The sequence below is a fragment of the Sphingopyxis sp. EG6 genome, assembly GCF_003609815.1.
Taxonomy (GTDB): domain Bacteria; phylum Pseudomonadota; class Alphaproteobacteria; order Sphingomonadales; family Sphingomonadaceae; genus Sphingopyxis.
The window spans coordinates 1,120,417-1,143,774 of sequence record NZ_AP017603.1 but is presented as its reverse complement, the minus strand read 5'-3'; the positions used below and the strand labels follow the sequence as shown (position 1 = coordinate 1,143,774).

At 65.4% G+C, this 23,358-nt stretch carries 23 protein-coding genes and 1 tRNA gene; 14 read left to right on the top strand and 10 right to left on the bottom strand.

Features of this window, described 5'->3' with window-relative positions; translation table 11 throughout:
• Window positions 1-10: 10 nt before the first annotated feature.
• The 3 genes from SPYCW_RS05645 to SPYCW_RS05635 all read right to left on the bottom strand — a co-directional run bounded on the left by SPYCW_RS05645 (window position 11) and on the right by SPYCW_RS05635 (window position 2,098).
• Window positions 11-631: a PilZ domain-containing protein gene (locus SPYCW_RS05645; RefSeq protein ID WP_120215970.1), complete on the bottom strand. Its 621-nt coding sequence runs from the start codon at window positions 629-631 to the stop codon at window positions 11-13.
• 271 nt (window positions 632-902) lie between these two features.
• On the bottom strand, window positions 903-1,613 hold the full coding sequence (locus SPYCW_RS05640) for an anti-sigma factor (RefSeq protein WP_120215969.1): 711 nt from the start codon (window positions 1,611-1,613) through the stop codon (window positions 903-905).
• Entirely contained in the window at window positions 1,610-2,098 is a 489-nt protein-coding gene (locus SPYCW_RS05635; protein ID WP_120215968.1) for an RNA polymerase sigma factor, read from the bottom strand. The genes SPYCW_RS05640 and SPYCW_RS05635 overlap by 4 nt, the downstream gene beginning before the upstream one ends.
• A gap of 123 nt (window positions 2,099-2,221) precedes the next feature.
• On the opposite strand from SPYCW_RS05635, the gene SPYCW_RS05630 reads away from it, so the two are divergent.
• Both SPYCW_RS05630 and SPYCW_RS05625 read left to right on the top strand, forming a co-directional pair.
• Window positions 2,222-3,487: a S8 family serine peptidase gene (locus SPYCW_RS05630; RefSeq protein WP_232014843.1), complete on the top strand. Its 1,266-nt coding sequence runs from the start codon at window positions 2,222-2,224 to the stop codon at window positions 3,485-3,487.
• A 93-nt stretch (window positions 3,488-3,580) separates the two neighbouring features.
• Window positions 3,581-4,429 carry a hypothetical protein gene (locus SPYCW_RS05625; RefSeq protein ID WP_120215966.1) on the top strand — a complete coding sequence of 283 codons (849 nt, stop codon included), beginning with the start codon at window positions 3,581-3,583 and terminating at the stop codon, window positions 4,427-4,429.
• Window positions 4,430-4,539: 110 nt separating this feature from the next.
• Here the strand turns inward: SPYCW_RS05625 and SPYCW_RS05620 are convergent.
• Window positions 4,540-4,624: transfer RNA gene (locus SPYCW_RS05620), tRNA-Leu, on the bottom strand.
• 119 nt (window positions 4,625-4,743) lie between these two features.
• Here SPYCW_RS05620 and SPYCW_RS05615 point away from each other — a divergent pair.
• Window positions 4,744-5,862 carry an AI-2E family transporter gene (locus SPYCW_RS05615; RefSeq protein ID WP_120215965.1) on the top strand — a complete coding sequence of 373 codons (1,119 nt, stop codon included), beginning with the start codon at window positions 4,744-4,746 and terminating at the stop codon, window positions 5,860-5,862.
• A gap of 109 nt (window positions 5,863-5,971) precedes the next feature.
• Here SPYCW_RS05615 and SPYCW_RS05610 read toward each other — a convergent pair whose 3' ends face one another.
• Window positions 5,972-7,426: a coniferyl aldehyde dehydrogenase gene (locus SPYCW_RS05610; protein WP_120215964.1), complete on the bottom strand. Its 1,455-nt coding sequence runs from the start codon at window positions 7,424-7,426 to the stop codon at window positions 5,972-5,974.
• Between SPYCW_RS05610 and SPYCW_RS18790 the strand changes: the two genes are divergently transcribed.
• The 4 genes from SPYCW_RS18790 to SPYCW_RS05595 all read left to right on the top strand — a co-directional run bounded on the left by SPYCW_RS18790 (window position 7,425) and on the right by SPYCW_RS05595 (window position 10,727).
• On the top strand, window positions 7,425-7,649 hold the full coding sequence (locus tag SPYCW_RS18790; RefSeq protein ID WP_145985946.1) for a hypothetical protein: 225 nt from the start codon (window positions 7,425-7,427) through the stop codon (window positions 7,647-7,649). The two genes, SPYCW_RS05610 and SPYCW_RS18790, sit on opposite strands and share 2 nt — an antisense overlap.
• A gap of 28 nt (window positions 7,650-7,677) precedes the next feature.
• Window positions 7,678-8,508, top strand: a complete 831-nt coding sequence (locus SPYCW_RS05605; RefSeq protein WP_120215963.1) for a 23S rRNA (adenine(2030)-N(6))-methyltransferase RlmJ — start codon at window positions 7,678-7,680, stop codon at window positions 8,506-8,508.
• A gap of 298 nt (window positions 8,509-8,806) precedes the next feature.
• Complete coding sequence (locus SPYCW_RS05600; RefSeq protein WP_120215962.1) at window positions 8,807-9,994, top strand: acetyl-CoA C-acyltransferase; 1,188 nt, start codon at window positions 8,807-8,809, stop codon at window positions 9,992-9,994.
• Between the two features lie 268 nt (window positions 9,995-10,262).
• Complete coding sequence (locus tag SPYCW_RS05595; protein WP_120215961.1) at window positions 10,263-10,727, top strand: DUF1090 family protein; 465 nt, start codon at window positions 10,263-10,265, stop codon at window positions 10,725-10,727.
• Between the two features lie 73 nt (window positions 10,728-10,800).
• On the opposite strand, the gene SPYCW_RS05590 is transcribed toward SPYCW_RS05595, so the two are convergent.
• Window positions 10,801-11,259, bottom strand: coding sequence for an SH3 domain-containing protein (locus SPYCW_RS05590; protein ID WP_120218131.1), 459 nt, complete (start codon window positions 11,257-11,259; stop codon window positions 10,801-10,803).
• A 137-nt stretch (window positions 11,260-11,396) separates the two neighbouring features.
• Between SPYCW_RS05590 and SPYCW_RS05585 the strand changes: the two genes are divergently transcribed.
• Window positions 11,397-12,395: a 2-hydroxyacid dehydrogenase gene (locus SPYCW_RS05585; protein WP_120215960.1), complete on the top strand. Its 999-nt coding sequence runs from the start codon at window positions 11,397-11,399 to the stop codon at window positions 12,393-12,395.
• 112 nt (window positions 12,396-12,507) lie between these two features.
• On the opposite strand, the gene SPYCW_RS05580 is transcribed toward SPYCW_RS05585, so the two are convergent.
• The 3 genes from SPYCW_RS05580 to SPYCW_RS05570 form a co-directional block, all read right to left on the bottom strand.
• On the bottom strand, window positions 12,508-13,911 hold the full coding sequence (locus SPYCW_RS05580; RefSeq protein ID WP_120215959.1) for an NAD(P)H-dependent flavin oxidoreductase: 1,404 nt from the start codon (window positions 13,909-13,911) through the stop codon (window positions 12,508-12,510).
• Between the two features lie 102 nt (window positions 13,912-14,013).
• Window positions 14,014-15,129 (bottom strand): glycosyltransferase family 4 protein, encoded by a 1,116-nt coding sequence (locus SPYCW_RS05575; RefSeq protein ID WP_232014842.1) that lies wholly within the window; start codon window positions 15,127-15,129, stop codon window positions 14,014-14,016.
• Window positions 15,130-15,155: 26 nt separating this feature from the next.
• A complete protein-coding gene (locus SPYCW_RS05570; RefSeq protein WP_120215958.1) occupies window positions 15,156-16,058 on the bottom strand; it encodes an alpha/beta fold hydrolase in 903 nt (300 codons plus the stop codon).
• Between the two features lie 155 nt (window positions 16,059-16,213).
• Here SPYCW_RS05570 and astD point away from each other — a divergent pair, with 155 nt between their 5' ends.
• From astD to SPYCW_RS05540, 6 genes are all read left to right on the top strand, one after another.
• Window positions 16,214-17,659 carry a succinylglutamate-semialdehyde dehydrogenase gene (astD, locus tag SPYCW_RS05565; RefSeq protein WP_120215957.1) on the top strand — a complete coding sequence of 482 codons (1,446 nt, stop codon included), beginning with the start codon at window positions 16,214-16,216 and terminating at the stop codon, window positions 17,657-17,659.
• 163 nt (window positions 17,660-17,822) lie between these two features.
• A complete protein-coding gene (cobA, locus tag SPYCW_RS05560) occupies window positions 17,823-18,611 on the top strand; it encodes a uroporphyrinogen-III C-methyltransferase (RefSeq protein ID WP_120215956.1) in 789 nt (262 codons plus the stop codon).
• Window positions 18,608-18,904, top strand: coding sequence for a DUF2849 domain-containing protein (locus SPYCW_RS05555; protein ID WP_120215955.1), 297 nt, complete (start codon window positions 18,608-18,610; stop codon window positions 18,902-18,904). The genes cobA and SPYCW_RS05555 overlap by 4 nt, the downstream gene beginning before the upstream one ends.
• Before the next feature lies 1 nt (window position 18,905).
• The gene (locus SPYCW_RS05550; RefSeq protein WP_120215954.1) at window positions 18,906-20,537 is read left to right on the top strand and encodes a nitrite/sulfite reductase; all 1,632 of its coding nucleotides are present in this window, start codon (window positions 18,906-18,908) and stop codon (window positions 20,535-20,537) included.
• A complete protein-coding gene (locus tag SPYCW_RS05545; RefSeq protein ID WP_120215953.1) occupies window positions 20,530-20,943 on the top strand; it encodes a DUF934 domain-containing protein in 414 nt (137 codons plus the stop codon). Before SPYCW_RS05550 ends, SPYCW_RS05545 begins: the two co-directional genes overlap by 8 nt.
• Window positions 20,936-21,739 (top strand): phosphoadenylyl-sulfate reductase, encoded by an 804-nt coding sequence (locus SPYCW_RS05540; RefSeq protein ID WP_120215952.1) that lies wholly within the window; start codon window positions 20,936-20,938, stop codon window positions 21,737-21,739. Before SPYCW_RS05545 ends, SPYCW_RS05540 begins: the two co-directional genes overlap by 8 nt.
• 41 nt (window positions 21,740-21,780) lie before the next feature.
• On the opposite strand, the gene SPYCW_RS05535 is transcribed toward SPYCW_RS05540, so the two are convergent.
• Window positions 21,781-23,280 carry a replicative DNA helicase gene (locus tag SPYCW_RS05535; RefSeq protein WP_120218129.1) on the bottom strand — a complete coding sequence of 500 codons (1,500 nt, stop codon included), beginning with the start codon at window positions 23,278-23,280 and terminating at the stop codon, window positions 21,781-21,783.
• Window positions 23,281-23,358 lie beyond the last annotated feature (78 nt).

Here is a 23,358-nt window from a genome sequence, read left to right as displayed (position 1 = left end):
CAAAGCGCCGTCAGCTTTCAAATCGGCGGATGCTTTCGAGGTCAGCCCGATCGAGCGGTTGGGTCAGCCACAACCCGCCGCGCCCGGCGCGCGACCAACGCACGATCGCGCGGCGCTTGACCCCGCCAGGGAGGATCAGGTCAAGCTCCTTGCCCACCTCGAAATGCCCGTCGTGCAGAAACCCCGCGCCATGCTGCGACAGATCGACGAGTTCGATATTGCCCGTCCCTTCATCGGTGACCGCCTGCGCACGGCTATGCACCGGCAGGCGCGGCTGGCGGTAGCCGGTGGCGCGCTGTTCGGCGGCCAATTGTTTGAGCACATCGGCGACGTCGACCTCCTGGTCGAACGCAACGCCGCAGCGCCCACCCTCGGACCACACCACCTTGCCGCGCAGCTGCACCGTATCGGACAGGGCGATTTCAAGCTGTTCGCCGACGCTGATCGGCACATCGGCGGCAAGCATCATGCCCCGGTCGGATATATTGCGTACGCGCCATAGTCCCGCGTCGCCGTTGCGAATGATTTTCGCGATGCGCCACACGGTGCGGTAACGATCCGCCCCTCGGCGATCGCTGGCGGCAGCGGCGGCGGCAAATTCCTGCTCGGCGTTGGGGCGAGGTTGGTTCATGGCGTCCACCTTGTCGGCACAAAGTCAGATCGGGTCGGCAAACGGCGATAAAAGCTGCAAAATTCGCAAATATGATCCAGCTCGAATATCGTATTTTTCATTATTTTTCAATGTCCATGCAGACGAAGTTGACATGAATTAGGTTAACGCCACAAAATCCTTAGCCATGTTTGATTGCTAACGATGAATAAATTTCGTTATTTTCATGCTTTAACGGTGCCATAGCGGCGGCATTAAGCGCCAAAATGGCAGCATTGGCGCGGCAACGATGTTATCGCGCTCGCCACCCGGCATCGCGCGCGACACGCTCGGCGTCCGCGTCGAGCGGATCGCCTGCCATCATCGTCGCCACCATCGCGGCGAGTTCGCCCGAGCCCGCCTGACGATAGTCGGTGGGCGCCCGTCCGCGCTGTGTCCGTTCCAGTTGCCAGCGGCCACCCTCGCGGCAACCGATCCCGTCGACCGTGGCGCTTTCGAAACTGCGGCAGTAACGCCCCTCACCGTCGCGAAAGCTGAGCCCGATCCGGACCGCAGCGTCGGCGGGCTGGTTCGACGCCAGCCGGGTATCGAGCGCGTCGGCCAGCGAACCCGATGCCACGAGCACGCCCTTGTCGCTCGCGACATCGGCGGCAGGCAGCCAGGGCCGCAATCCGATTGTCAGCCCGAGCACCAGCGACGCGGCGAGCGCCCCCCAATGCAAGGGTTCAAAGCGCGCCCGATTCGCCGCGCGGCGATCCGCCAAACTGGTATCGACCCCATCCGCGTTGCCCGCCCCGACGAGCAAAGCGCGCAGCCGTTCGGGTACGGCTTCCTCGACGATCGGCGCATAATGCGCGGTCAGCTGCGCCTTCAGCGCGCGGTGGCGCGCGATTTCCGCCGCCAGCGCGGGATCCCCCGCCGCTTCGCGTTCGATGCGCCGCGCGGTCAGATCGTCGAGTTCGCCGTCGACAAAGGCCGCAACAATGTCCCGATCCACGCTCATGCCGCCTCTCCCAGATAGTGCATCAGCGTCTCGCGCCCGCGCGCCAGCCGCGACGTGACGGTGCCGATCGGCACGTCCAAAATGTCGGCCGCCTCGCGATAGGCATAGCCTTCGACGAGAACGAGCATCACGACCTCGCGCTGCTCGTCGGGTAGCCGCGCCATTGCGCCGTCAACGTCGCCGCGCAGCGCGCCCGCCTCGACCTCGGCCGCGCCATCGCCAGCCACCTGGGTCGCGGCATCGTCGATCGCGCCATGAACGCCCCGGCGACCGGCAGCGCGGCGCTCGTCGATCCACAGATTTCGGGTGATGCGGTACATCCAGCTATCCAGTCTCGTTCCCTCGTGCCACTGATCGCGCGATTTCAGCGCGCGTTCGATGGCGGCTTGGCACAGATCATCGGCATCGGCCGGATGACGCGCGAGACCGCGCGCAAATCGGCGCAAGCGGGGTAATAATGCCACCAGTTCCTCTTCGAAGCGCATAATCGCCTTTTCGTGATTACTGGGGAAGAAACGACGCCACCCTATCGTTTCTTCCGCGACATGCTAAATTTTTCGAAGCCACCCCGCGCCCGTCTTCGCGCGCGGGATGAACAAGGAAGCACCGTGCGACATTCGACAGCCCTGATCCTGAGCCTGATGTTGGCGATGAGCGGTCCGCACGCCCGCGCGCAGATCGCGGTGCCGTCGGTACAAATCCCCGACGCGGCGCGGACATTGCCGTCGCTGCCGGGAATTGGCACCGAGCCACTGATTGCGGTCAGGGATACGCTGGCGCAGGCGCGCATCGAACGGATTGCCGACCTGCTGCGTGATCGCCGCGACCGGATCGAGCCCGATCGCAATGGCCAACCCGCAGTGCGCGGGGTGCTGATCGCCACGGGCATCGACGACGCCATGGTCGCCCGCGCCCGCCACGGCGGCTTTGCTCTCATCGACCGCGAGCAGATTGCCGGGCTCGATCTCGACATCGCGCGCTTTGCGGTCCCCGAAGGCCAAAGCCTGGCGCGCGCACAAAAGCGGCTTGCCAAGCACCTTCCTGGTGCGGCGATCGACGTCGACCATCTCTATTTCACGAGCGGCCCGGGCGGCGCGCTGCCCGTCGCCGCGCTGGCGACCGCCAGCGCTTCGTCATCGGGCGCCCCGCTCGGGCTGATCGACGGCGGCGTCGCCGCGCACCCGTCGGTCGCCGGCCGCGTCGAGCAGCGCGGGTTCGCGCGCGGCGCGCCCGTACCAAGCCGCCACGGCACCGCGGTCGCCTCGCTGCTCATCGGGACCGGCACGGTGCGCGGCGCCGCGCCGGGGCGGCGCCTCGCGGCGGCCGATGTCTATGGCGGCGACGCGGCAGGCGGCAATGCCAGCGCCATCGCCCGCGCGCTGGGCTGGCTTGCCGAGCGCGGTGTCGGTGTCACGACGATCAGCCTTGTCGGTCCGGACAACAAGCTGCTCGCGATCGCGGTATCGCGCGCGCAGCAGCGCGGGATGCTGATCGTGGCGGCGGTGGGCAACGACGGCCCCGCCGCGCCGCCCGCCTATCCGGCCTCGTACAAGGGCGTCTTCGCGGTGACCGGCGTCGACGCCCGCTACCGCGCGCTGCCCGAGGCAGGCCGCGCGCTGCACGTCGATTTCGCCGCCCCCGGCGTCGATGTCCACGCCGCCACCGGTGCCGCCACCAGCGATCGGCTGCGCGGAACATCCTTCGCCGCACCGCTGGTCGCCGGGCGACTGGCGCAGCATTATGCCGCGCCCGCGACGGACCGGATCGCCGCCGCGGTCACCGCGCTGGTGCTGGAAGCGCGCGATCTGGGCAAGAAGGGCCGCGACAAAATCTATGGCCACGGCCTGATCTGCGGCAGCTGCGGCGGCCGCTGACCCCGACCCGAAATTTTTCGGAAGAAATTCGCAAGCGCCATCGTTCTCTTGTCAGGCCCATCCCCTTCGGGCCGCAAATTCAGGAGAAGAGCAATGGCAAAACAGATCTTCGTCTCGGCCCTCGCAATCGCTGCGTCGGCCATGACCCTTTCGGTACCGGCGTCGGCGCAGCTGCTTGGCGGCGGCGGCGGGCTGACCGGCGGCTTGGGCGGCACGCTGGGCGGAACGCTTGGCAATCCGACGGGCCCGATCGGCGGCACGCTGGGCTCGGCGGGCGAGCTCTCCGGTTCGGGCCGCGGCGATGCGCAGGTCGATCGCCGTTCGGGCCGCGTACAGGGCAAGGGCAGCGCGGACGCGAACGGCCGGGGTTCGGCGGGCGGCAATGGCGACCTGCTGGGCAACAGCATCGGCGGCAATGCCAATGGGTCGGGCAGCGCCGCGGGTAGCGGCAGCGTCGATGCGCAGGCCGTGGGAACCGATTTTGTGGGGCAGACCGCGCGCGGCGCCGTCGGCACCGCCCGGGGCACGGCTTCGACCGTAACCGGCACCGCGCAGGGTGCGGTCGGGACTGTCCGCGATCGAACCGGCGGCGCGCTGTCGAACGTCTCAGGCAGCGCCAGCGGCGCCGGATCGGCTGCGGGCAGCTTCCAGGGCAGTCTGGGGCAGCTTGCCGCCGCGGGCAGCGGCGCGGCGAGCGGCAACGGCATGTTCGCGGTGGAACCGGGAATGCCCGTGACCGACGCGCGCGGCAAGGTGATCGGCCATGTCCAGGAGCTGCGCCAGACGAGTCGCGGCGTGGTCGAAGCGGTGACTGTCGAAGTCGGCAACCGCGTTGCGACGCTGCCCGCCGCAAGCTTTGCCGGATCGGGCGACGTGCTGGTCACGGGAATGACCAAGGGCCAGCTGAAAAAGACCGCGGAACAGCAGCAACCGGCCGAATAACCCATCGAACGGGGCGACCGGCGATGACCCCAAGCACGCCGGTCGAAACCTTGGCGGGCCGCCATGCGGTCCGCCATTTTTTCTGTTCGCAAAGGCGGCTGAAAAGATGATGGTGCCCCTGGCCGGACTCGAACCAGCACTCCTTGCGGAACCGCATTTTGAGTGCGGCGCGTCTACCAATTTCACCACAGGGGCCCGTGGACGGCGCCCGCGCCGGGACTGATTCCCGCCGGGCGACCGATGCGGAGGTGCCGTTGCCACAGAAAGGTGGTTTTAGTCTAGTGGATAAGCGGCATCGTGCATAAGACGTTGGCATGACCGACAAGAGCAAGCCAGCCCCCGCTGCATCGCCTTCGCGCCCCGCCCCCGCCAAGCCCGCCCGCGCGCAGCCAGCCACGGTCGCGCCTTTCGGCCCCGGCAAGATCGCGATGACGGCGCTGATCGTCATTGCGATCATCGGGGTCGCGTGGCTGGCGATTACCCTCACCCGCTTTTTCATGCTGGTGTTCGCCGCGATCGTGCTGGGCGCGATCTTCGACGCCATCGCCAGCTGGCTGGTGCGCCGGACCGGCATGAAGCGCGGTTTCGCGCTGGCCGGATCGGTGGCCGGGATCATCGCCGTCTTTGCCGGCGCCTTCGTGCTGTTCGGATCGCAGCTCGCGAATGAAGTCGACACGATCCGCCAACAGGTTCCGCGCGCGCTGCAGGGGGTCGAAGCGTTCCTGGATCGCTATGGCCTGGGCGAGCGGGTGCGCGAACTCGCCGAAGTCGGCGGCAACGACATCTCGCAGCTCGTGTCGCAAGCGGGCGGCTATGCGCTGGCCGCAGGCAGCGGCATCGCCGATTTCGTGCTGGTGCTGGTCGCGGCGATCTTCCTCGCCAGCGATCCCGCCACCTACCGCCGCGGCCTCTTGCTGCTGATGCCCGCCAAGGCCGAAGCAACCGCCGCGCTGGCGCTCGACGATGCAGGGCGCGGGCTGAAGGGCTGGATGGTCGGACAAGCGGTGTCGTCGCTGGTCGTCGCGGCGCTGACCTGGGCAGGGCTGGCGCTGCTTGGCGTTCCGGCCGCAGGCGGGCTCGGCCTGATCGCCGGCCTGCTCGACGTCATCCCGATGATCGGGCCGATCATCGCGGGGATCCCCGCGGTGCTGCTCGCCTTCACCGTATCGCCCGCGACCGCGCTGTGGACGCTCGTCCTGTTCCTCGTCATTCAGCAATTGCAGGGCAATTTCCTGCAACCGATGATCCAGAAACAGGCGGTCGACGTGCCGCCCGCGGTGCTGCTGTTCGCGGTGGTCGCGGCGGGGGTCTTGTTCGGCTTCCTCGGCGTGCTGCTCGCGGCGCCGCTGACGGTCGTGGTCTATGTGCTGGTGCAGCGGGTTTATGTGAAGACGTTGCTGGGCAAGGATATCAAGATCGCCGGGGCGGATTGAGGCCGCCGCTGAGACAAAGACCGTAGCCCTGAGCCTGTCGAAGGGCGCCTATCCGAGAGGCACCCTTCGACAGGCTCAGGGCTACGGTGATTTTGTCGCTGTGGTTTACCTATTTCTTCAATTCCTTGGCCAACGTCTTCGCCGTCGCCTTGCCATAGGGCGGCTTGAAGCCCGCTAAGCCCGCTACATCCAGCTTCGGCTGACGATACACGGCGCGCGCATGGCTGAAGGTGCGGAAGCCGTCGACGCCGTGATAATTGCCCATCCCCGACGGACCGACCCCGCCGAACGGCAGATCCTCCATCGCATTGTGGAACAGCACGTCGTTGACCGTCACCCCGCCCGAGATCGTCCGCGTCAGCACGCGATCCTCCTCGCTCTTGTCCTGCCCGAAATAATAGAGGCCGAGCGGGCGATCGTTCGCGTTCACATAGTCGATCGCCTCGTCGATATTCTTGTACGTCTTGACCGGCAGGATCGGGCCAAAGATTTCCTCCTGCATCACCTTCATGTCGTCGGTCGGATTGCGGACGATGTGGAGCGGCATCTTGTGGCCATTGGCACTCGCGAAATCCTCGCCCGCCGGATTGACCTCGATCACCTCGGCGCCCTTTTCGCGCGCATCGGCCAGATAGGATTGCAGCCGGTCGTAATTGCGGCCGTTCACCACCGACGTATAGTCGTCATTGGCGAGGAGCGTCGGATAAAGCGCGGTCGCGCCCTTGGTGACGCTGTCGATGACTTCGCCCTCCTGATCCTCCGCCACCAACAGATAATCGGGAGCGAGACAGATTTGCCCTGCGTTCATCATCTTGCCAAGCGCCACGCGCTGCCCGACCAGATCCTTGTTGGCGCTGCGCCCGATAAAGGTCGGCGACTTGCCGCCGAGTTCGAGCGTCACCGGCACCAGATTGTCCGCCGCGGCGCGCATGATGTGGCGCCCGACGCTCGTCGCGCCGGTAAAGATCAGATGGTCGAACGCGAGCTTCGAAAAAGCGACCCCGACATCGGCATCGCCCGTAAACACGGTCATTTCGGTCTCATCGAAATATTCGGGCACCAGCCGCGCGATCAGCGCCGAGACATTCTCGGTGAACTCGCTCGGCTTGATCATCGCGCGGTTGCCCGCGGCCAGGATGCCCGCCATCGGGACGAAGACCATCCCGACCGGGAAATTCCATGGCGCGACAACGCCGACGACGCCCTTGGGCTGATAAACGACCTCCGCCTTCGCGCCGAGCAGGCCGAGCGGGAAGGTGGGCTTCCGTTTCTCGCCCTTCGACCAGGCGGCAATATGCTTCTTCGCATGCTTGAGCGCGCTGACCGAGGGCATGATGTCGGTCATCAGCGTCTGTTCGCGGCTGCGATGCCCGAAATCCTCGCTGACCGCCTTGGCGAAATCCTCGGCATTGTCGACGAGCAAGGCGATCGCGCGGTCGATACGATCGGTGCGGACGCTCAGGCTTTCGGGCATCGCTGCGGTAAAGCTCGCCTTCTGCGCCTCGAGTATCTTGTGCATCCGTGCGGTTTCGCCGGTGATATCCTGCTTGATGGCGGTGGCCATGACCCGTCTCCCCTGTTTCGATTTGCACGACTTCACCATGACGCGCGGTGCGTTGCAAGTTGAAACCCGCGTTCGCGACATCTCCGCCTCTGGCGACGATTGTCATCGTGGGGCCAAGCGTTGCGCAGAAAGCTTTGAAGCTTTCCGCCCGACGCTATACGGGCACCGGATTGATTGCTTTCACCGCCTCGCGCTCGGCTGCTGCGCCCGGCCGTCGGCATGAAGGCAAATCGCCGGGATTTTGAATCGCCATGAATTATCGTCATTCCTTTCATGCTGGCAATAGCGCCGATGTCGTAAAGCACGGCCTGCTGATCGCGCTCGTGCGGGCCTTGCAACTCAAAGAAGGGCCGTTGACCCTGATCGACACCCATGCCGGTTGCGGCCTGTATGACCTGGGCGGCGAGGAGGCCCAGCGCACCGGCGAAGCCACCCAGGGCGTGCTGCGCGCCTTTGCCGACGACAATCCCTTATTGGACGACTATCGCGCCGCCGTGCGGGCGGTGAATGCCGGGGCGGAGCCGCGTCTCTACCCCGGCTCGCCGCAGGTTCTGGCGCAGCTTCTGCGGCCGCAGGATTTTCTGATCCTCAACGAAAAGCATCCCAATGATGCTTACACCCTGCGCGGTGCGATGCGCGGCACATCCGCCGCCGTGCATCAGCGCGACGCCTACGAGCTTTGGCTGGCGCTGCTGCCGACACGCACCCCGCGCGGCGTGGTGGTGGTCGATCCGCCCTACGAGCAGACCGACGAACGCGGGCGCATCACATCGACCCTTGCCGCCGCGCATCGCAAATGGGCGCATGGCGTCACGGTGATCTGGTTTCCGCTGAAGCACCGCGAAACGCATTGGCGGTGGAAGCAACAGTTGCGAAATCTCGGGATCCCGAAGTTTCTGGTGGTCGAGCATTGGCTGTACGATCGCGATCAGCCCGACATCTATAACGGCGCGGGCCTTTTCATCGTCAACCCGCCCTATGCCTTCACGCAGGCGTTGCCGCCGCTGCTGGAAGCCATGCGGGGCGCGCTCGCGCCGGAGGGGCATAGGGGAGAGATTATTTGCGAGTGGCTGGACGGTTGAGATACCGTCCTTGCCTTTGACGCCCGGCGGCACAGAAACCGCTTTCCTATTATATTTCGCCATGCTTCAACAGGGCAGAGGAATGACGTCACGCCGGCTCAGGCACGCGATCCCGCCGCGGACAGCAAGGCCGCAGGGCTCGTCGTTGGGCTGAACTTTACGGAACTTTGAACCCGCGCCGCGCGGGTGGGTCGCCCCCTCCCGACAAAAGCCGTGCGCTATATCACCCCCTTTCGCAGTTGCAGCATTTCCGCTAATCGGGCCGCCGATCCTGTTTTCCCTTACGGAGTCTTGTCCCATGGCCGCCACCGATCCCGTCGTCTTCCTGTCCTATGCCCGCACTCCGATGGGGAGCATGCAGGGCAGCCTGTCGGACGCAAGCGCAACCGACCTGGGCGCGACCGCGGTCAAGGCGGCGGTCGAGCGCGCGGGCGTCGCGGGTGACGACATCGAGCGCATCTATATGGGCTGTGTCCTGCCCGCTGGCCTTGGGCAGGCACCCGCGCGCCAGGCCGCGATCAAGGCGGGCCTGCCCAAATCGGTGCAGGCGACGACCGTCAACAAGGTCTGCGGGTCGGGCATGCAGACGGTGATCATGGGCGCCGAAGCGCTTGCCGCGGGCAGCGTCGATTTGATTGTTGCGGGCGGCATGGAATCGATGACCAACGCGCCCTATCTGCTCAAGAAGCACCGCGGCGGCGCGCGCATCGGTCATGACACCGCCTATGACCATATGTTCCTCGACGGGCTGGAAGATGCCTATGAAGCGGGCCGCGCGATGGGGACTTTCGCGCAGGACACCGCCGACGCCTACCAGCTGAGCCGCCAGGCGCAGGATGACTATACGCTCGCATCGCTGAGCCGCGCCAAGGCCGCGATCACCGACGGCGCTTTCGCCGCCGAAATCGCGCCGGTGACGATCGCGGGCCGCAAGGGCGACACCATCGTCGATACCGACGAAGCCCCCGGCAAGGCGATGCCCGACAAGATCCCGACCCTGAAGCCCGCCTTTGCCAAGGATGGCACGATCACCGCGGCGACCAGCAGCTCGATTTCGGATGGCGCCGCTGCGGTGGTGCTGACGCGCCAGTCGGTCGCGGACGCCAAGGGCGCGAAGCCCGTCGCGCGCCTCGTCGCGCACGCCGCGCACGCGCAGGAACCGAAGGATTTCACCATCGCCCCCGTCGGCGCGATCAACAAGGTGCTGGCCAAGGCTGGCTGGACGATCGGCGACGTCGACCTGTTCGAAGTCAACGAAGCCTTTGCCTGCGTCGCGATGTTCGCGATGCACGACCTCGGCATTCCGCACGAAAAGATCAACGTCCACGGCGGCGCGACCGCGCTCGGCCACCCGATCGGCGCCAGCGGCACGCGCATCATCACGACGCTGATCGCAGCGCTGCAGCGGCACGGCAAGACGCGCGGCATCGCGAGCCTGTGCATCGGCGGCGGCGAGGCAACGGCGGTCGCGGTCGAGCTGGTCTAGCCGCCACTTCCGTCATTGCGAGCGCAGCGAAGCAATCCAGAGCGTGACAAGCCGCTTTGGATTGCTTCGCTGCGCTCGCAATGACGGCGCCAAAGGTTGCATTACTTGGTCGTACCCTACGCCCGCCCCATCGCATCACCGCGACAAATTGCGACACTAATGTCCTGAAAATAAACGCGCCGTTCCGGAACAATTCAAATCGACTCGCGTAAATCTATCCTTGTCATCGGGCAGTCCCCTCCCCCTGACGGATTGAAAGGATAGACCTATGAAGACCAAGTTTCTGACCGTCGGCCTGATCGCCGCCATGATGGTGCCTGCCGCCGCGCAGGCGCAGACCCGCGAAATCCGCGAAGACCGCCGCGACGTGCGCGAAGAACAGCGCGAACTGCGTCAGGCGCAGCGCTATGGTGACCGTGGCGACATTCGCGAAGAACGTCGCGAGCTGCGCGACGCCCGTCAGGATCTGCGCGACAGCAAGCGCGACTGGCGCCGCGACACGCGCTACCAGAATTATCGTGCGCCCTTCCGTTACCAGCAGTTCGCGGTCGGCGCGACGATCCGACCGAACTATTACGCACCGGCCTATCGCCCGTCGTGGGATAGCCGCTGGGGTGTGCCGCGCGCCGGTCGCAACCTGACCTATGTGCGTCACTATAATGACCTGCTGCTCGTCAACGAGCGCAACGGCCGGGTGATCAAGGTTTACCGCAACCATTTTCGGTGGCGCTAACCGCTAACGGCATCAGCCGACAGCCAAGGAAGGGTCGGACGGGAAGCCGTCCGGCCCTTTTTGGTGCAGGCGATCAGTCGCCCCAGATATGGTCGGTCTGGATCCAACCCTTGCGGCCCTTGACGTCGAACAGGCACCAGCCAGCGCTGCATTCGGTGATCCGCCCGACAACGCCCGGTTCGGCGCGATAGGCGATGGCCGCCGAAGCGCTGGCCTGTTCGCGCATCGGGCGAATATCCCCGGTTACGATCGCTGTCCGCGTCCGGCTGAGCAGCCGGGCCGCCATCCAGCCCTGCGTTCCGTCAGGGTCTTCGATCTTGCGCCAGGTTTCGTGCCGCGCGACGACCTTGACCGGCAAATCCTTGCGCCGATATTCCCAGATCACCGGAACGTCGGGCGACGGCCCCTTGCGCATCCGCGCCTCATCGACGCTGATCGACGCCCAGTAGGGCAATACGGGATCGGACTGCGCCGCGGCCGGTCCTACGACGGCGAGCAGCGCGGCAGTTGCGAATATCAGGCGGCTGGTCATCATTCTGCCTTGTCAAACTCGGACCCGATATTCAACCGCTCGCCGCGCAAAAGGCTGCGTTCATCCCCAGCCTTTTCAAGCTTCTCTCTGCGTTCGCACCCTTGACCGTGGCGTCGCGGCGCGCTCTATCGGCCCCCATGCCCGATTCATCCCGCCCGAAACGCCCACGCGTCATCGTCACCCGCCAGCTGATGCCGCATGTCGAGGCGCGCATGGCCGAATTGTTCGACGTCGCGCTGTCGGCGCACGACCACGCCTTTACCAAGGACGAGTTGAAGGCGGCGGTCGCCGACTGCGATGTGTTCGTCCCGACCGTAACCGACGAAATCGACGCCGACGTTATCGCGGCAGCAGGCGAGCGGCTCAAGCTGATCGCCAATTTCGGCGCCGGGGTCGATCATATCGACCTCGCGGCGGCGCGCGCCAAGGGCATCATGGTGTCGAACACCCCCGGCGTCTTCACCGAAGACACTGCCGACATGACGATGGCGCTGATCCTGTCGGTGCCGCGGCGGCTGGCCGAGGGCGAGAAACTGATGCGATCGGGCCAATGGGCCGGCTGGGCGCCGAGCGCGATGCTGGGCCACCGCGTCGGCGGCAAATTGCTCGGCATCATCGGCATGGGGCGCATCGGGCTGGCCGTCGCCCGCCGCGCGCGCGCGTTTGGGCTGTCGATCCACTACCACAACCGCCGCCGCTTGCCCGAAGCGATCGAGGAGGAATTGGGCGCCAGCTATCATGCCAGCGTCGACACGTTGCTGCGGATCAGCGATGTCGTGACGATCCACTGCCCGCACACCGCCGAAACGCACGAGATGGTGAGTGCAGCGCGGATCGGGTCGATGAAACCCACCGCCTATCTGATCAACACCGCGCGCGGCGAGATCGTCGACGAAAAGGCGCTGATCGCTGCGCTCCAGACCGGGCGCATCGCCGGCGCCGGACTCGATGTGTACACGCACGAACCCGCGGTCGACCCCGCGCTGCTCGCGCTCGACAACGTGGTGCTGCTCCCGCACCTCGGCTCGGCCACGATCGAGGGGCGCGAGGCATCGGGCGAAAAAGTCATCGCGAACATCCGCGCCTGGTGCGACGGACATCGCCCGCAGGATCAGGTGCTGGAGGGATGGGCTTAGCAACCCGTCGCCCCCGCGGAAATGCGACCAGAGTCACGTGCCACTGGGCGCGGTCGCAATCGGCCTTGCGCAACATCTCCAGCGGCCCCCGCCTTCGCGGGGGCGACACTCTTTAATCCCCCGTCAAAATCCGATCCACCAGCTGCTTCACCGTCGGGGTGAAGTTGTTCGAATAAAAGGGATCGGTCTTGAAATTGAACGCGGCATGGCCCGCGAACATCAGATTCTGTTCGGGATCGCCGCCATGCGCGATGTCCTGCAACGTCTTCTGGATACAAAAGCTGCGCGGGTCGGCGAGGTAGCCGGTGGTGTAGTCGTCATGATCCTTCCACGACGAAAAGCCGCAATGCGACAGGCAGCCCATGCAGTCGGTCTGGTCCTTGCGGATCACCGCCTTGTCGGCTTCGGTGACGAAAACCACCGTGTTATCGGGCGTCTTGAGCGCCTCGGTATAGCCCTCCGCCGCCCAATCGCGCGCGCGGGCGCGGTCGTGCGGGGTGACCCAGAAATTCTTGCCCTTCACCCCGACGTCGAGCTGGACGATATGATCGCCCGCTTCCTGCTTCGAATAAGGAATCTGGCGTTCCGACCGCGCCTCCAGGTCGCGCAGAAAGGGGGTGCGCACTGCGCTGGAGTAAAATCCGGTCGGCGAGAAACGATGAAGCAGCACATCGCCGTCGTCGAGGGTGCGGAGGCGATCTTTCCATTGCTGCGGGATCGGACTTTCTTCGGTCAACAGCGGGCGGGTGCCATATTGGAACGCGATCTGGCCGAGTTCGGGGTTGTCGATCCAATTCTCCCAGTCGCGCAGATACCAGACGCCGCCCGCCATCACGATCGGCACATCGTCCAAAATTCCCTCGGCGCGCATGACGTCGCGCAGCGCCTTGACGCGCGGATAAGGATCCTGCGGCACCAGCGGATCTTCGGCGTTCGACAGGCCGTTGTGACCGCCCGCGAGCCACGGATCCTCGTAAACGACCGCTCCGAGCAGCTGCGGTACCTTGTGATAGGCGCGCTTCCACAGCGCGCGGAAAGCGCGCGCCGAGCTGATGATCGGCAGGTACATGACATTGTGGCGCTCGGCGATTTCGCTGAGCTTGTACGGCATCCCGGCGCCGCAGGTGACCCCGGCGATCTTCCCGGGCGTGCGGGCCAGCACGCCTTCCAATATCTGCTGTGCGCCGCCCATTTCCCACAGCACGTTGATGTTGATCGCGCCTTTACCGTCCGCGATTTCATAAGCGCGTTCGACCTGCGCGACCGCGCCTTCGATGCCGTAATGGATCAGTTCTTCGTGGCGCTCCTTGCGCGTCAGCGACTTGTACACCTGCGGAATGATCTTGCCCTCGGCGTCATAGCTGTCGGCGTTGACTGCCGACACGGTGCCGATGCCGCCCGCCGCCGCCCACGCGCCGCTCGACATATGGTTGGTCGCCGACACGCCCTTGCCGCCCTCGACCAACGGCCAGACTTCGCGTCCGCCGTAAAGGATGGGCTTCAATCCTTTGAACATTTTATATCTCTTTCTCTCCACCGGCCGCCGTGTTTTGGGCCAGTCCCCGTGCCGGTTCCGTAAGCGGAAGCGCGCGGCGAAAGTCAATGGTTCCGCGGTGGTTCAGCCACCAAAGAGGCGGCGTCCGCCCAGCGCCCGACCATAGAGTTTTTCATAGGCAGCGACCATGATTGATTCGTCGAAACGCTCGGCAGCGACGCGCCGGTTCGCCTCGCCGATCCGGCGGCGCAGCGCGGCATCGGATGCAAGCTGCTCGATCCCGTTGCGAAAGGCAGCCTCGTCCGATGTGATGAAAGGCAGGTTTTCCGGCGCCACCATCGCACGTACGTCGCCGACGTCGAGGCTCGCCACCGGAAGCCCGGCCGCCATCGCCTCGATGACGGCGATCGGCGCCTGTTCGCTGAGCGAGGTCAGCGCGAGGATGTCGAAATGGCCGATCCAGCGATGGGGCGTGGGCATGAAGCCCGGGAGGACGAGATCATCGCCCCATCCGCAAGCCATGGCTTCAGCCCAGATCGCATCACGTTCGGGCCCTTCGCCGACGATCACGAGCCGCGCGTCATCACGAAGATGCGCAGTCAGCCGGACGAGCCGGGTCAGATTCTTAACCTTGCGGAGCCCCGCAACGGTACCGATCACCACCCCTTCTTCGCCTTTGTCGAGCCCCGGAATCGGCATCGCGGGGGCGCCCGCATAGACCGCGACGTCGATGCCGTTGCGGATCAACACGGTACGCCGCCGCGCGCGCCATTCGTCGGCGGCCATGTGCTGCAGCAGTTCGGACGGCACGACCAACGCCTCGGCGGTCGGGAGCGCGAGGCGCCGGAAGGTGTTGCGTTTCCAGTGGCGCCGGACGCTTTCATCCTCGTTGAACCCATCCTCGTGGTGGATGAGCGGCGGCAGGTCGCGAAACGGCGCGAAAATCCGGTGCGCCATCACCCCGTCCATCGAACCCCAATTATAGCTGAGCACAAGGTCGAATTGCTGCATGAAGCGCGCCAGGTCGCGGTATCGCGCGAGCCCCGGCTTGCCATGCAGCGGCGGCGCCCTATCGCCCGGAAATTCGACATCGATGCCGGGATCGATCGCATCGCGGGCGCCGAGCGCGTCGGGGACGGCCGACAGGATCGTGTGCCGCGCGCGCGGCCCCATCAGGTTCATCAGGCGGACGGCGCGCGCCTCCTTTCCGCCCAGCGAAAAACTGGAATGAAGGTGCAACAGGCGCAGAGGCGTATTCGCGCCGATCACGCGGCGGGCAAGTCGCTCAGCCAGGCGTCGATCGCAGCGAGAGCTTCGGGCTCGTCCATCGTCGGCGCATGACCGACCCCCGGAACCTCGACAAAGCGCGCCTGCGGCAGCGCGGCGACCATCTTCTCTCCCGCCGATCGCGCCAATATGTCGGACAATTCGCCGCGCAGGATCAACAGCGGCACATCGCCCAGCGCGTGATACACGGGCCACAGGTCGAACGCGCCCTCCCCGCCCGGCGCGCGCAGCGGCGCCGCGATCTGCTTGTCATAATCGGTAACGATGCGGCCTTCGGGGGTCAGGCGGTGGGTGCGCTTGGTCAGCCGCAACCAGTCGTGAACGCCATAGTGCGGGTAAATCGCACCGTTCAGTTCGGCAAAGGCGCGCGCCGCGTGCATCCATGTCGGCTGGCTGCCCCCGGCGCCGATATAGTCGCGGATCCGGTCAAGCCCCGCGGTCTCTAATTCGGGGCCGACGTCGTTCAGCACCGCGCCGACCAACCGCCCGGGCAGCGTCGCCGCCATCAGCATCGACACCAGGCCGCCGAGCGACGTACCGATCGTTGCAAACCGATCAATGCCCAGTTCGTCGAGCAGCGCGACGACATCCTGAACATAGGTGAGCGGGATATAGGTCATCGGGTCCTTGGCATAGGCGCTCTCGCCGCGCCCACGAAATTCGATCACGATCGTCTTGCGGTGCTGCGCAACGTGCGGCGCCAGCATTTCGAAATCCCGCGCATTCCGCGCCAGCCCCGGCATGCACAGCACCGGCGGCGCGCTCTCTGCCGCTTCAGGCCCGGCATAGATGCGCGCGTGCAGTCGCACGCCGTCGCCCGACCACCAATATTGGTCCGACCAGTCGCGGCGCCCGTCCTGCTTTGCGTCGTGCTTGGCCAATATGGCTCGTCCCCTTGGCTGATGTCCCTGGCGTGCCGTCCGCGGGAGTCGTCCGTGTCTATCGCCAACCAGACCGCGCGGCGCAAGCGATCCGTCGTACCATCGCGCCGCACAGGTTGCCGCCACCCGCTTTCGCCGATAAGAGCGGGGTGACCATGAGCGATGCCCTGCTTTCCTTCGAACCCGCAACCGGTGAAGCACTGTGGCGCGGCGCGGTCAGCAACGTCGATGATGAAGTCGCGACCGCGCGCGCGGCCTGGCCTGCATGGGCCGCCAAGCCCGTTGCCTTCCGCACCGAAACGCTGCGCCGCTTCGCCGACCGGGCGAAGGCGGAGGGTGAAGCGCTCGCCGACCTGATCGCGCGCGAAACCGGAAAACCGCTCTGGGAAGCTCGAACCGAAGTCGAATCGGTGGTGAACAAAGTCAATATCTCGGTCACCGCCTATGCCGAGCGCACCCCGAACCGCCGGATCGAGGGCGCGATGGGGCTGCGCAACGCCGTGCGCCACAAACCGCACGGCGCGCTCGCGGTGCTCGGTCCCTATAATTTCCCCGCGCATCTGCCGAACGGCCATATCGTCCCGGCGCTGATCGCGGGCAATTCGGTGCTGTTCAAACCATCGGAAAAAACCCCTGCGGTCGGCGCCAAGCTGGTCGAGCTGTTTCACAGCGCCGGGGTGCCGCCCGAGGTGCTGCGGCTGATTGTCGGCGGCCCCGAGACGGGCAAGGCGCTCGCTGGACACGCAGGCATCGACGGGCTGCTGTTCACCGGCTCGGCGCGCACCGGACTCGCGCTCAACCGCCAGTTCGCCGACCAGCCGGGCAAGATGCTCGCGCTCGAAATGGGCGGCAACAATCCGATCGTAGTGTGGGACACCGCCGACATCCGCACGGCGGCGATCCTTGTCGTTCAGTCGGCCTTCCTCAGCGCCGGGCAGCGGTGCAGCAACGCGCGGCGACTAATCGTACGCGACAGTCTCGCCGACGCGCTGCTCGAAGAGGTCAAGACACTCGCGAGCCGCTTGATCGTCGATCATCCGCACGCCGACCCTGCACCCTATATGGGGCCGGTGATCGACAATGAGGCCGCCGATCATCTGACCGAAAGCTTCCTGATCCTGATGTCGAACGGTGGCCAGGTGATCCGCCACATGACGCGGCCGATTGCCGGGCGCCCGTTCCTGACCCCCGGCATCATCGACGTGACGGGCATGCCCGAACGCCCCGACATCGAGCTGTTCGGGCCTTTGCTGCAAGTGATCCGCGTCGACAGTTTCGAGGCGGCGATTGCCGAGGCGAACAATACCGCGTTCGGCCTTTCGGCCTCGCTGATCGGCGGAACACCGCAGCTGTACGACCAGTTCTGGGCCAATGCGCGCGCCGGGGTGATCAACTGGAACCGACCGACCAACGGCGCCTCGTCCGCCGCGCCTTTTGGGGGCATCGGCCTGTCGGGCAACCATCGCCCGAGCGCCTTCTACGCAGCGGACTATTGCGCCTATCCCGTCGCGTCGTCCGAAAGCGATACCATGCGTGCATCGATCGGCGTGGGATTGCGCGATCCTGAAGGGTCGCAGCTTGTGACGAAGAAATATCTCTGAATGGCCCTCGCCACCCCGGACTTGATCCGGGGTCCAATCCAGCAGCGAAGCCATGGACCCCGGATCAAGTCCGGGGCGACGAAGCCTTGGGGCAATTTTACCTACACCCCCGTCAACAAAGCCTGCTTTGCGCTTTCCGGGTACGTGAACCATCTTCGCCAGCATGGAAAAGACTCTCCCTCCTGCCGGCAAGTTGTGGCTGGTCGGCGCCGGTCCCGGTGACCCCGACCTGCTGACCTTGCGCGCCGCGCGGCTGCTGGCGAGCGCGGATCTGGTCGTGCACGACGGGCTGGTCGGCGACGGCGTGCTCGCGCTGATCCCGGCGCATGTCGAGCGGATCAGCGTCGCCAAGCAGCGCAGCCGCCACACAATGAAGCAGGAACTGATCAACGAACTGCTCGTCCGCGAGACGCTGGCGGGCAAGCAGGTCGTGCGCCTCAAGGGCGGCGATCCGTTCATATTCGGAAGGGGCGGCGAAGAACTCGACGCCGCGCGCGAAGCGGGCATTGCCTGTGAAGTCGTCCCCGGCATCACCGCCGCCGCGGGCTGCGCCGCGCAGGCGGGCCTCCCCCTCACCCACCGCGAAGACGCCAGCGCGGTCAGCTTTGTTGCGGGCCAGTGCAAGGATTTGAGCGACCAGGACTGGTCGGGGCTGGCCGGGCATGGCCGCACGCTCGTCATCTACATGGGCCTCGCGAGCGCCAACGCCATCGCCGACAAGCTCATCGCCGACGGCGTGTCGCCCGACCTGCCCGTCGCGGTAATCGAGCGCGGTACCACCAAGGATGCGCGCGTACTCCGCACCTTGCTCACCGACCTTGGCGACCTCGTCGTGCGCGAAAAGGTCGCGAGTCCGGCGCTGATCGTCGTCGGCAAGGTCGCCGCGCGGGCCGATGCGCTGGATTGCCTGGGCGCTCCGGGCATCACCGAAATTATGGGGAATTTTGCATGAAACTGTTGACCGGCAACGACCTGAAAACGGGCTTCGTGACTTGGTGGACTGGCACCGACTGGTCGCTGCACATCGAGGACGCCGCCGATGTCGGCGAAGCTGGCGAAGCGATCCTTGCCGTCGAAGAAGCCGCGCGGCGCGTCAACGCGCCCTATATCATCGCCGGAGAGCAAACCGCCGATGGCCCGCGCCCCGCGCATATCAAGGACCGCATCCGCGCGCTCGGCCCCACCGTGCGTCCCGACCTGACACTGAAGCCCGCCGATCCCGCGGCCGGCGACTGGGTGATCTGACATGTATAAATATGACGAATATGACCATGCGATGGTCGCCGCCCGCGTCGCCGAGTTCAGCGATCAGGTGAAGCGCCGCCTCGCCGGTGAAATCACCGAGGACCAGTTCAAGCCGCTGCGCCTGATGAACGGCCTCTACCTCCAGCTCCACGCCTATATGCTGCGCGTCGCGGTGCCCTATGGCACGCTCGACAGCCGCCAGATGCGGATGCTCGCGCATATCGCGCGCAAATATGACCGCGATTACGGCCATTTCACCACCCGCCAGAATATCCAGTATAACTGGATCAAACTGGAGGACGCGCCCGCGATCCTCGAGGATCTGGCCTCGGTCGAGATGCACGCCATCCAGACCAGCGGCAATTGCATCCGCAACATCAGCTCGGACCAATGGGCGGGCGCCGCTGCCGACGAGATCACCGATCCGCGCCCGTGGGCCGAGCTGCTCCGCCAATGGTCGAGCTTTCACCCCGAATTCAGCTATCTGCCGCGCAAGTTCAAGATCGCCGTGATCGCCGCGGACGAGGACCGCGCCGCAATGCGCCTGCACGACATCGGCATCCAGATCGTCGAGAAGGACGGCGTCCACGGCGCGGCCTTTTACGTCGGCGGCGGCATGGGCCGCACCCCGATGATCGCGCCGCTAATCAAGGATTTCGTGCCGCTCGAGGATATGCTGAGCTATGCAGAGGCGTGCCTGCGCGTCTACAACCGGTACGGCCGCCGCGACAATATCTACAAGGCGCGAATCAAGATCCTGATCCACGAACTCGGCGCCGACGAATATCGCCGCCAGGTCGAGGAAGAATTCGTCCATGTGAAGTCGCTCGGCATCGATCCGCCGAAGGCCGAATTCGACCGGATCGCGGCGCAATTCGCACCGCCGCCGCTCGATGCGTCAGCTTTAGACACGATCGACCGCAGCGATCCCGACTTCGCGGTGTGGGTCGACCAGAATGTCGCGGCGCACAAGGTGCCGGGACACGCGATCGTTAACATCAGCCTGAAGCCCGTCGGCGGCATCCCCGGCGATGCGTCGTCGGCACAGATCGACCTGATGGCCGACCTTGCCGAACGCTACAGCCATGACGAGCTGCGCGTTACCCACGCGCAGAACATCGTCCTGCCGCACGTCCGCAAGGCCGATCTTTATGCGATCTGGCAGGCGCTCGACGCCGCGGGGCTCGCAACGCCGAACCTCGACCTGATCAGCGACATCATCGCCTGCCCCGGGCTTGATTATTGCAGCCTCGCCAACGCGCGATCGATCCCGGTCGCGCAGAAGATCGCGGCGCGCTTTTCGGACCTTGGCCGCCAGAAGGAACTCGGTGAGCTCAAGCTCAAGATTTCGGGCTGCATCAACGCGTGCGGGCACCACCACGCCGGCCACATCGGCATCCTCGGCGTCGACCGCAAGGGCACCGAAAATTACCAATTGCTGCTCGGCGGCTCGGGTGCTGAGGATGTGTCGCTCGGCACGATCACCGGCCCCGGATTCGACGAGGACGGCATCGTCGATGCGATCGAGCGCGTTACCGACAAATATCTCGCCGAACGGACCGACGGCGAACGCTTCGTCGACACCTATCGCCGGGTCGGCATGGCGCCCTTCAAGGAAGCGATCTATGGTTGAGCATCTGAAAGCCGATGGCGAAGAACCCTGCGTCACCCTCGACGCTTTCCTCGAACAGTCGAACGCCACGGCGGTGCGGCTCGAGCCCGACGAGGACGCGCGCGCGCTGATCCCGCACCTCGACCGGCTTTCGCTGATCGAGGTGGCCTTCCCGAAATTCCGCGACGGTCGCGGCTATTCGTCGGCGCGCATCCTTCGTGAAGCGGGCTATGCGGGCGAACTCCGCGCGCAAGGCGACGTCCTCGTCGACCAGATCGCTTATATGAAGCGCTGCGGCTTTGACAGTTTCGCACCCGAAAAGTCGCTCAATCCCGCCGATGTCGAGGCGGCGCTGACCCGCTGGCCCGAACATTATCAGACCGCCGCCGACGGCGCGGTGCCGATATGGAAGCTGAGGCATGGCTGACGTGAAACACTCTCTCCCCAGAGCAAGCGAAGACCGCACCCGCGACCGCATCGACGTCGCGCCGCGCTTCACCCAGGCCGACGTCATCCGCCTGAACAACTTGTTCCGCGGGCAGGACGCCGCCGAAGTCGTCGCGAGCGTGATCGGCGCCGGATTGCTCGGCGAGACGGCGATCGTTTCCAGTTTTGGCGCCGAAAGCGCCGTCCTGCTGCACCTTGTCGCGCAGGTAGCGCCCGACATGCCGGTGCTGTTCCTCGACACCGGCAAGCATTTCCCCGAAACGCTCGCATACCGCGACGAGTTGGCGGTGCGCCTAGGGCTCAATATCGTCAACCTGACGCCCGATGCCGACGATCTGGCGAAGAAAGACGCGACCGAGCTGCGCTGGTCCTACGACCCCGACGGCTGCTGCGAGATCCGCAAGGTCAAGCCGCTCGAAAAAGCGCTCGCCGACTTCGACACCTCGATCACTGGACGCAAGGGCTTCCAAGCCGCGACGCGGACCGGCCTGCCGCGCTTCGAGCTCGACGGCACCACCGGCCGCCTGAAATTCAACCCGCTCGCCAACTGGACGCGCGAGGATCTCGACGCCTATTTCGCGGCGCACGATCTGCCGCGCCATCCGCTGGAGGCGCAGGGCTATCCGTCGATCGGCTGCTCGCCCTGCACGTCAAAGGTTCGCCCGGGCGAAGATCCGCGCTCGGGGCGCTGGCGCGGCTGGGACAAGACCGAATGCGGTATCCATGACGCCGTGTCGCCGATCGGCGAGGATCCGGCGAACGACCCGGCGTTCTGACAGTCGATCAACCCGGCAAGGACCGGATTGACCGACGACCTCTACTCATAATCCTCATAGGCCATGCCATTATCGGCAAGGTCGCTGAACTTCGTGATGTGCGATTCAAAGCGCAGCCGGATGCGCCCGGTCGAACCGTGGCGCTGCTTCGCGACGATCAGCTCGGCGGTGCCGTGCACCCGCTCCATCTTCTCGTGCCAGTCCATATAGGCCTGTTGCAGCTTCGTATCATTCTGGTCGGGTTCCTGCGCGGCGAGGTAATAATCCTCGCGGAACACGAACATCACCATATCGGCGTCCTGTTCGATCGAGCCCGATTCGCGCAAATCCGAGAGCAAGGGACGTTTATCTTCGCGTTGCTCGACCGCGCGGCTGAGCTGCGACAAGGCCATCACCGGGACATGCAATTCCTTTGCCAGCGTCTTGAGACCGCGCGAGATTTCGGAAATTTCCTGAACGCGATTATCTCCGCCTTTGGACGTCCCCTGAAGCAGCTGGAGGTAATCGACGATGATAAGCCCGATGCCGTGTCGGCGCTGCAGGCGCCGCGCGCGCGTTCGCAGGCCCGCGATGGTAAGCCCCGGCGTATCGTCGATGAACAGCGGCAGCGTCTGGAGTTGCTGCGCCGCGCGCGAGAGCTTTTGAAACTGCTCCTTGCTGATCTTGCCCATGCGCAGCGCTTCGCCCGACACTTCCGACTGTTCGGCGAGCACGCGCGTCGCGAGCTGGTCGGCGGACATTTCGAGGCTAAAAAAGGCGACCTTGGCGCCCATATTCTTTTCGGGCGGGATGCCGTCGGCTTCGTCGCGGCGGTACCGCTCGGCGGCATTATAGGCGATATTGGTGGCGAGCGAGGTCTTGCCCATGCCCGGACGGCCCGCGAGGATCATCAAGTCCGAATTGTGCATGCCGCCGATCTTGGCGTTCATGCTGGACAGGCCGGTGGTGACGCCCGAAAGGTGGCCGCCCGAATTCAGCGCGCGCTCCGCCCCGTCGAGCGCCATTTTCGACGCCTGGCTGAAGCTTTTGACCGTCCCCATCTCGGCCTCGCCGCCTGCAACGCGATAGAGCGCGGTTTCGGCTTCCTCGATCTGCGCCTGCGGATCGACGCGCTCGCTGGTGTCGAGTGCATTGTCGACCAGCACCCGGCCCACCCCGACCAGTTCGCGCAGCAATGCAAGATCGAAAATCTGCCGCGCGAAATCGCGCGCGCCGATCAGACCCGCGCCGCTTCCGGTCAGCTGCGCCAGATAGCCGGGGCCGCCGACCGCCTTCATCGCTTCGTCGGCCTCGAAATAGGGCTTGAGCGTCACGGGGGTCGCGATGCTGTTGCGTTCGATCAGCGCCATCGCCTGCTGAAAGATACGGCCATGCAGCGGTTCGAAGAAATGATCGGGCGTCAGCGCGACGGGCAGATCCTCGACGACTCGGTTGTCGATCAGGATCGCGCCGAGAAACGCGGCCTCGGCCTCGATATTCCGGGGTAATTGGCGCTCATCCCCGGGGGTGGCCGGGGTCGGAATCAGGGCTAGCTCTGGCATGGCGACCCTCATGCGGTGCCGCTTCGAGCGGCGCAACAGGCGATGCCGTGCAGGCTATCATAACTGTGGGTTGCTGTG

Coding starts and splice junctions, on each gene's coding strand:
- SPYCW_RS05645 (WP_120215970.1), bottom strand. CDS start 631: ATGAACCAACCTCGCCCCAACGCCGAGCAGGAATTTGCCGCCGCCGCT.
- SPYCW_RS05640 (WP_120215969.1), bottom strand. CDS start 1,613: ATGAGCGTGGATCGGGACATTGTTGCGGCCTTTGTCGACGGCGAACTC.
- SPYCW_RS05635 (WP_120215968.1), bottom strand. CDS start 2,098: ATGCGCTTCGAAGAGGAACTGGTGGCATTATTACCCCGCTTGCGCCGA.
- SPYCW_RS05625 (WP_120215966.1), top strand. CDS start 3,581: ATGGCAAAACAGATCTTCGTCTCGGCCCTCGCAATCGCTGCGTCGGCC.
- SPYCW_RS05615 (WP_120215965.1), top strand. CDS start 4,744: ATGACCGACAAGAGCAAGCCAGCCCCCGCTGCATCGCCTTCGCGCCCC.
- SPYCW_RS18790 (WP_145985946.1), top strand. CDS start 7,425: ATGACCCGTCTCCCCTGTTTCGATTTGCACGACTTCACCATGACGCGC.
- SPYCW_RS05610 (WP_120215964.1), bottom strand. CDS start 7,426: ATGGCCACCGCCATCAAGCAGGATATCACCGGCGAAACCGCACGGATG.
- SPYCW_RS05605 (WP_120215963.1), top strand. CDS start 7,678: ATGAATTATCGTCATTCCTTTCATGCTGGCAATAGCGCCGATGTCGTA.
- SPYCW_RS05600 (WP_120215962.1), top strand. CDS start 8,807: ATGGCCGCCACCGATCCCGTCGTCTTCCTGTCCTATGCCCGCACTCCG.
- SPYCW_RS05595 (WP_120215961.1), top strand. CDS start 10,263: ATGAAGACCAAGTTTCTGACCGTCGGCCTGATCGCCGCCATGATGGTG.
- SPYCW_RS05590 (WP_120218131.1), bottom strand. CDS start 11,259: ATGACCAGCCGCCTGATATTCGCAACTGCCGCGCTGCTCGCCGTCGTA.
- SPYCW_RS05585 (WP_120215960.1), top strand. CDS start 11,397: ATGCCCGATTCATCCCGCCCGAAACGCCCACGCGTCATCGTCACCCGC.
- SPYCW_RS05580 (WP_120215959.1), bottom strand. CDS start 13,911: ATGTTCAAAGGATTGAAGCCCATCCTTTACGGCGGACGCGAAGTCTGG.
- astD (WP_120215957.1), top strand. CDS start 16,214: ATGAGCGATGCCCTGCTTTCCTTCGAACCCGCAACCGGTGAAGCACTG.
- cobA (WP_120215956.1), top strand. CDS start 17,823: ATGGAAAAGACTCTCCCTCCTGCCGGCAAGTTGTGGCTGGTCGGCGCC.
- SPYCW_RS05555 (WP_120215955.1), top strand. CDS start 18,608: ATGAAACTGTTGACCGGCAACGACCTGAAAACGGGCTTCGTGACTTGG.
- SPYCW_RS05550 (WP_120215954.1), top strand. CDS start 18,906: ATGTATAAATATGACGAATATGACCATGCGATGGTCGCCGCCCGCGTC.
- SPYCW_RS05545 (WP_120215953.1), top strand. CDS start 20,530: ATGGTTGAGCATCTGAAAGCCGATGGCGAAGAACCCTGCGTCACCCTC.
- SPYCW_RS05540 (WP_120215952.1), top strand. CDS start 20,936: ATGGCTGACGTGAAACACTCTCTCCCCAGAGCAAGCGAAGACCGCACC.
- SPYCW_RS05535 (WP_120218129.1), bottom strand. CDS start 23,280: ATGCCAGAGCTAGCCCTGATTCCGACCCCGGCCACCCCCGGGGATGAG.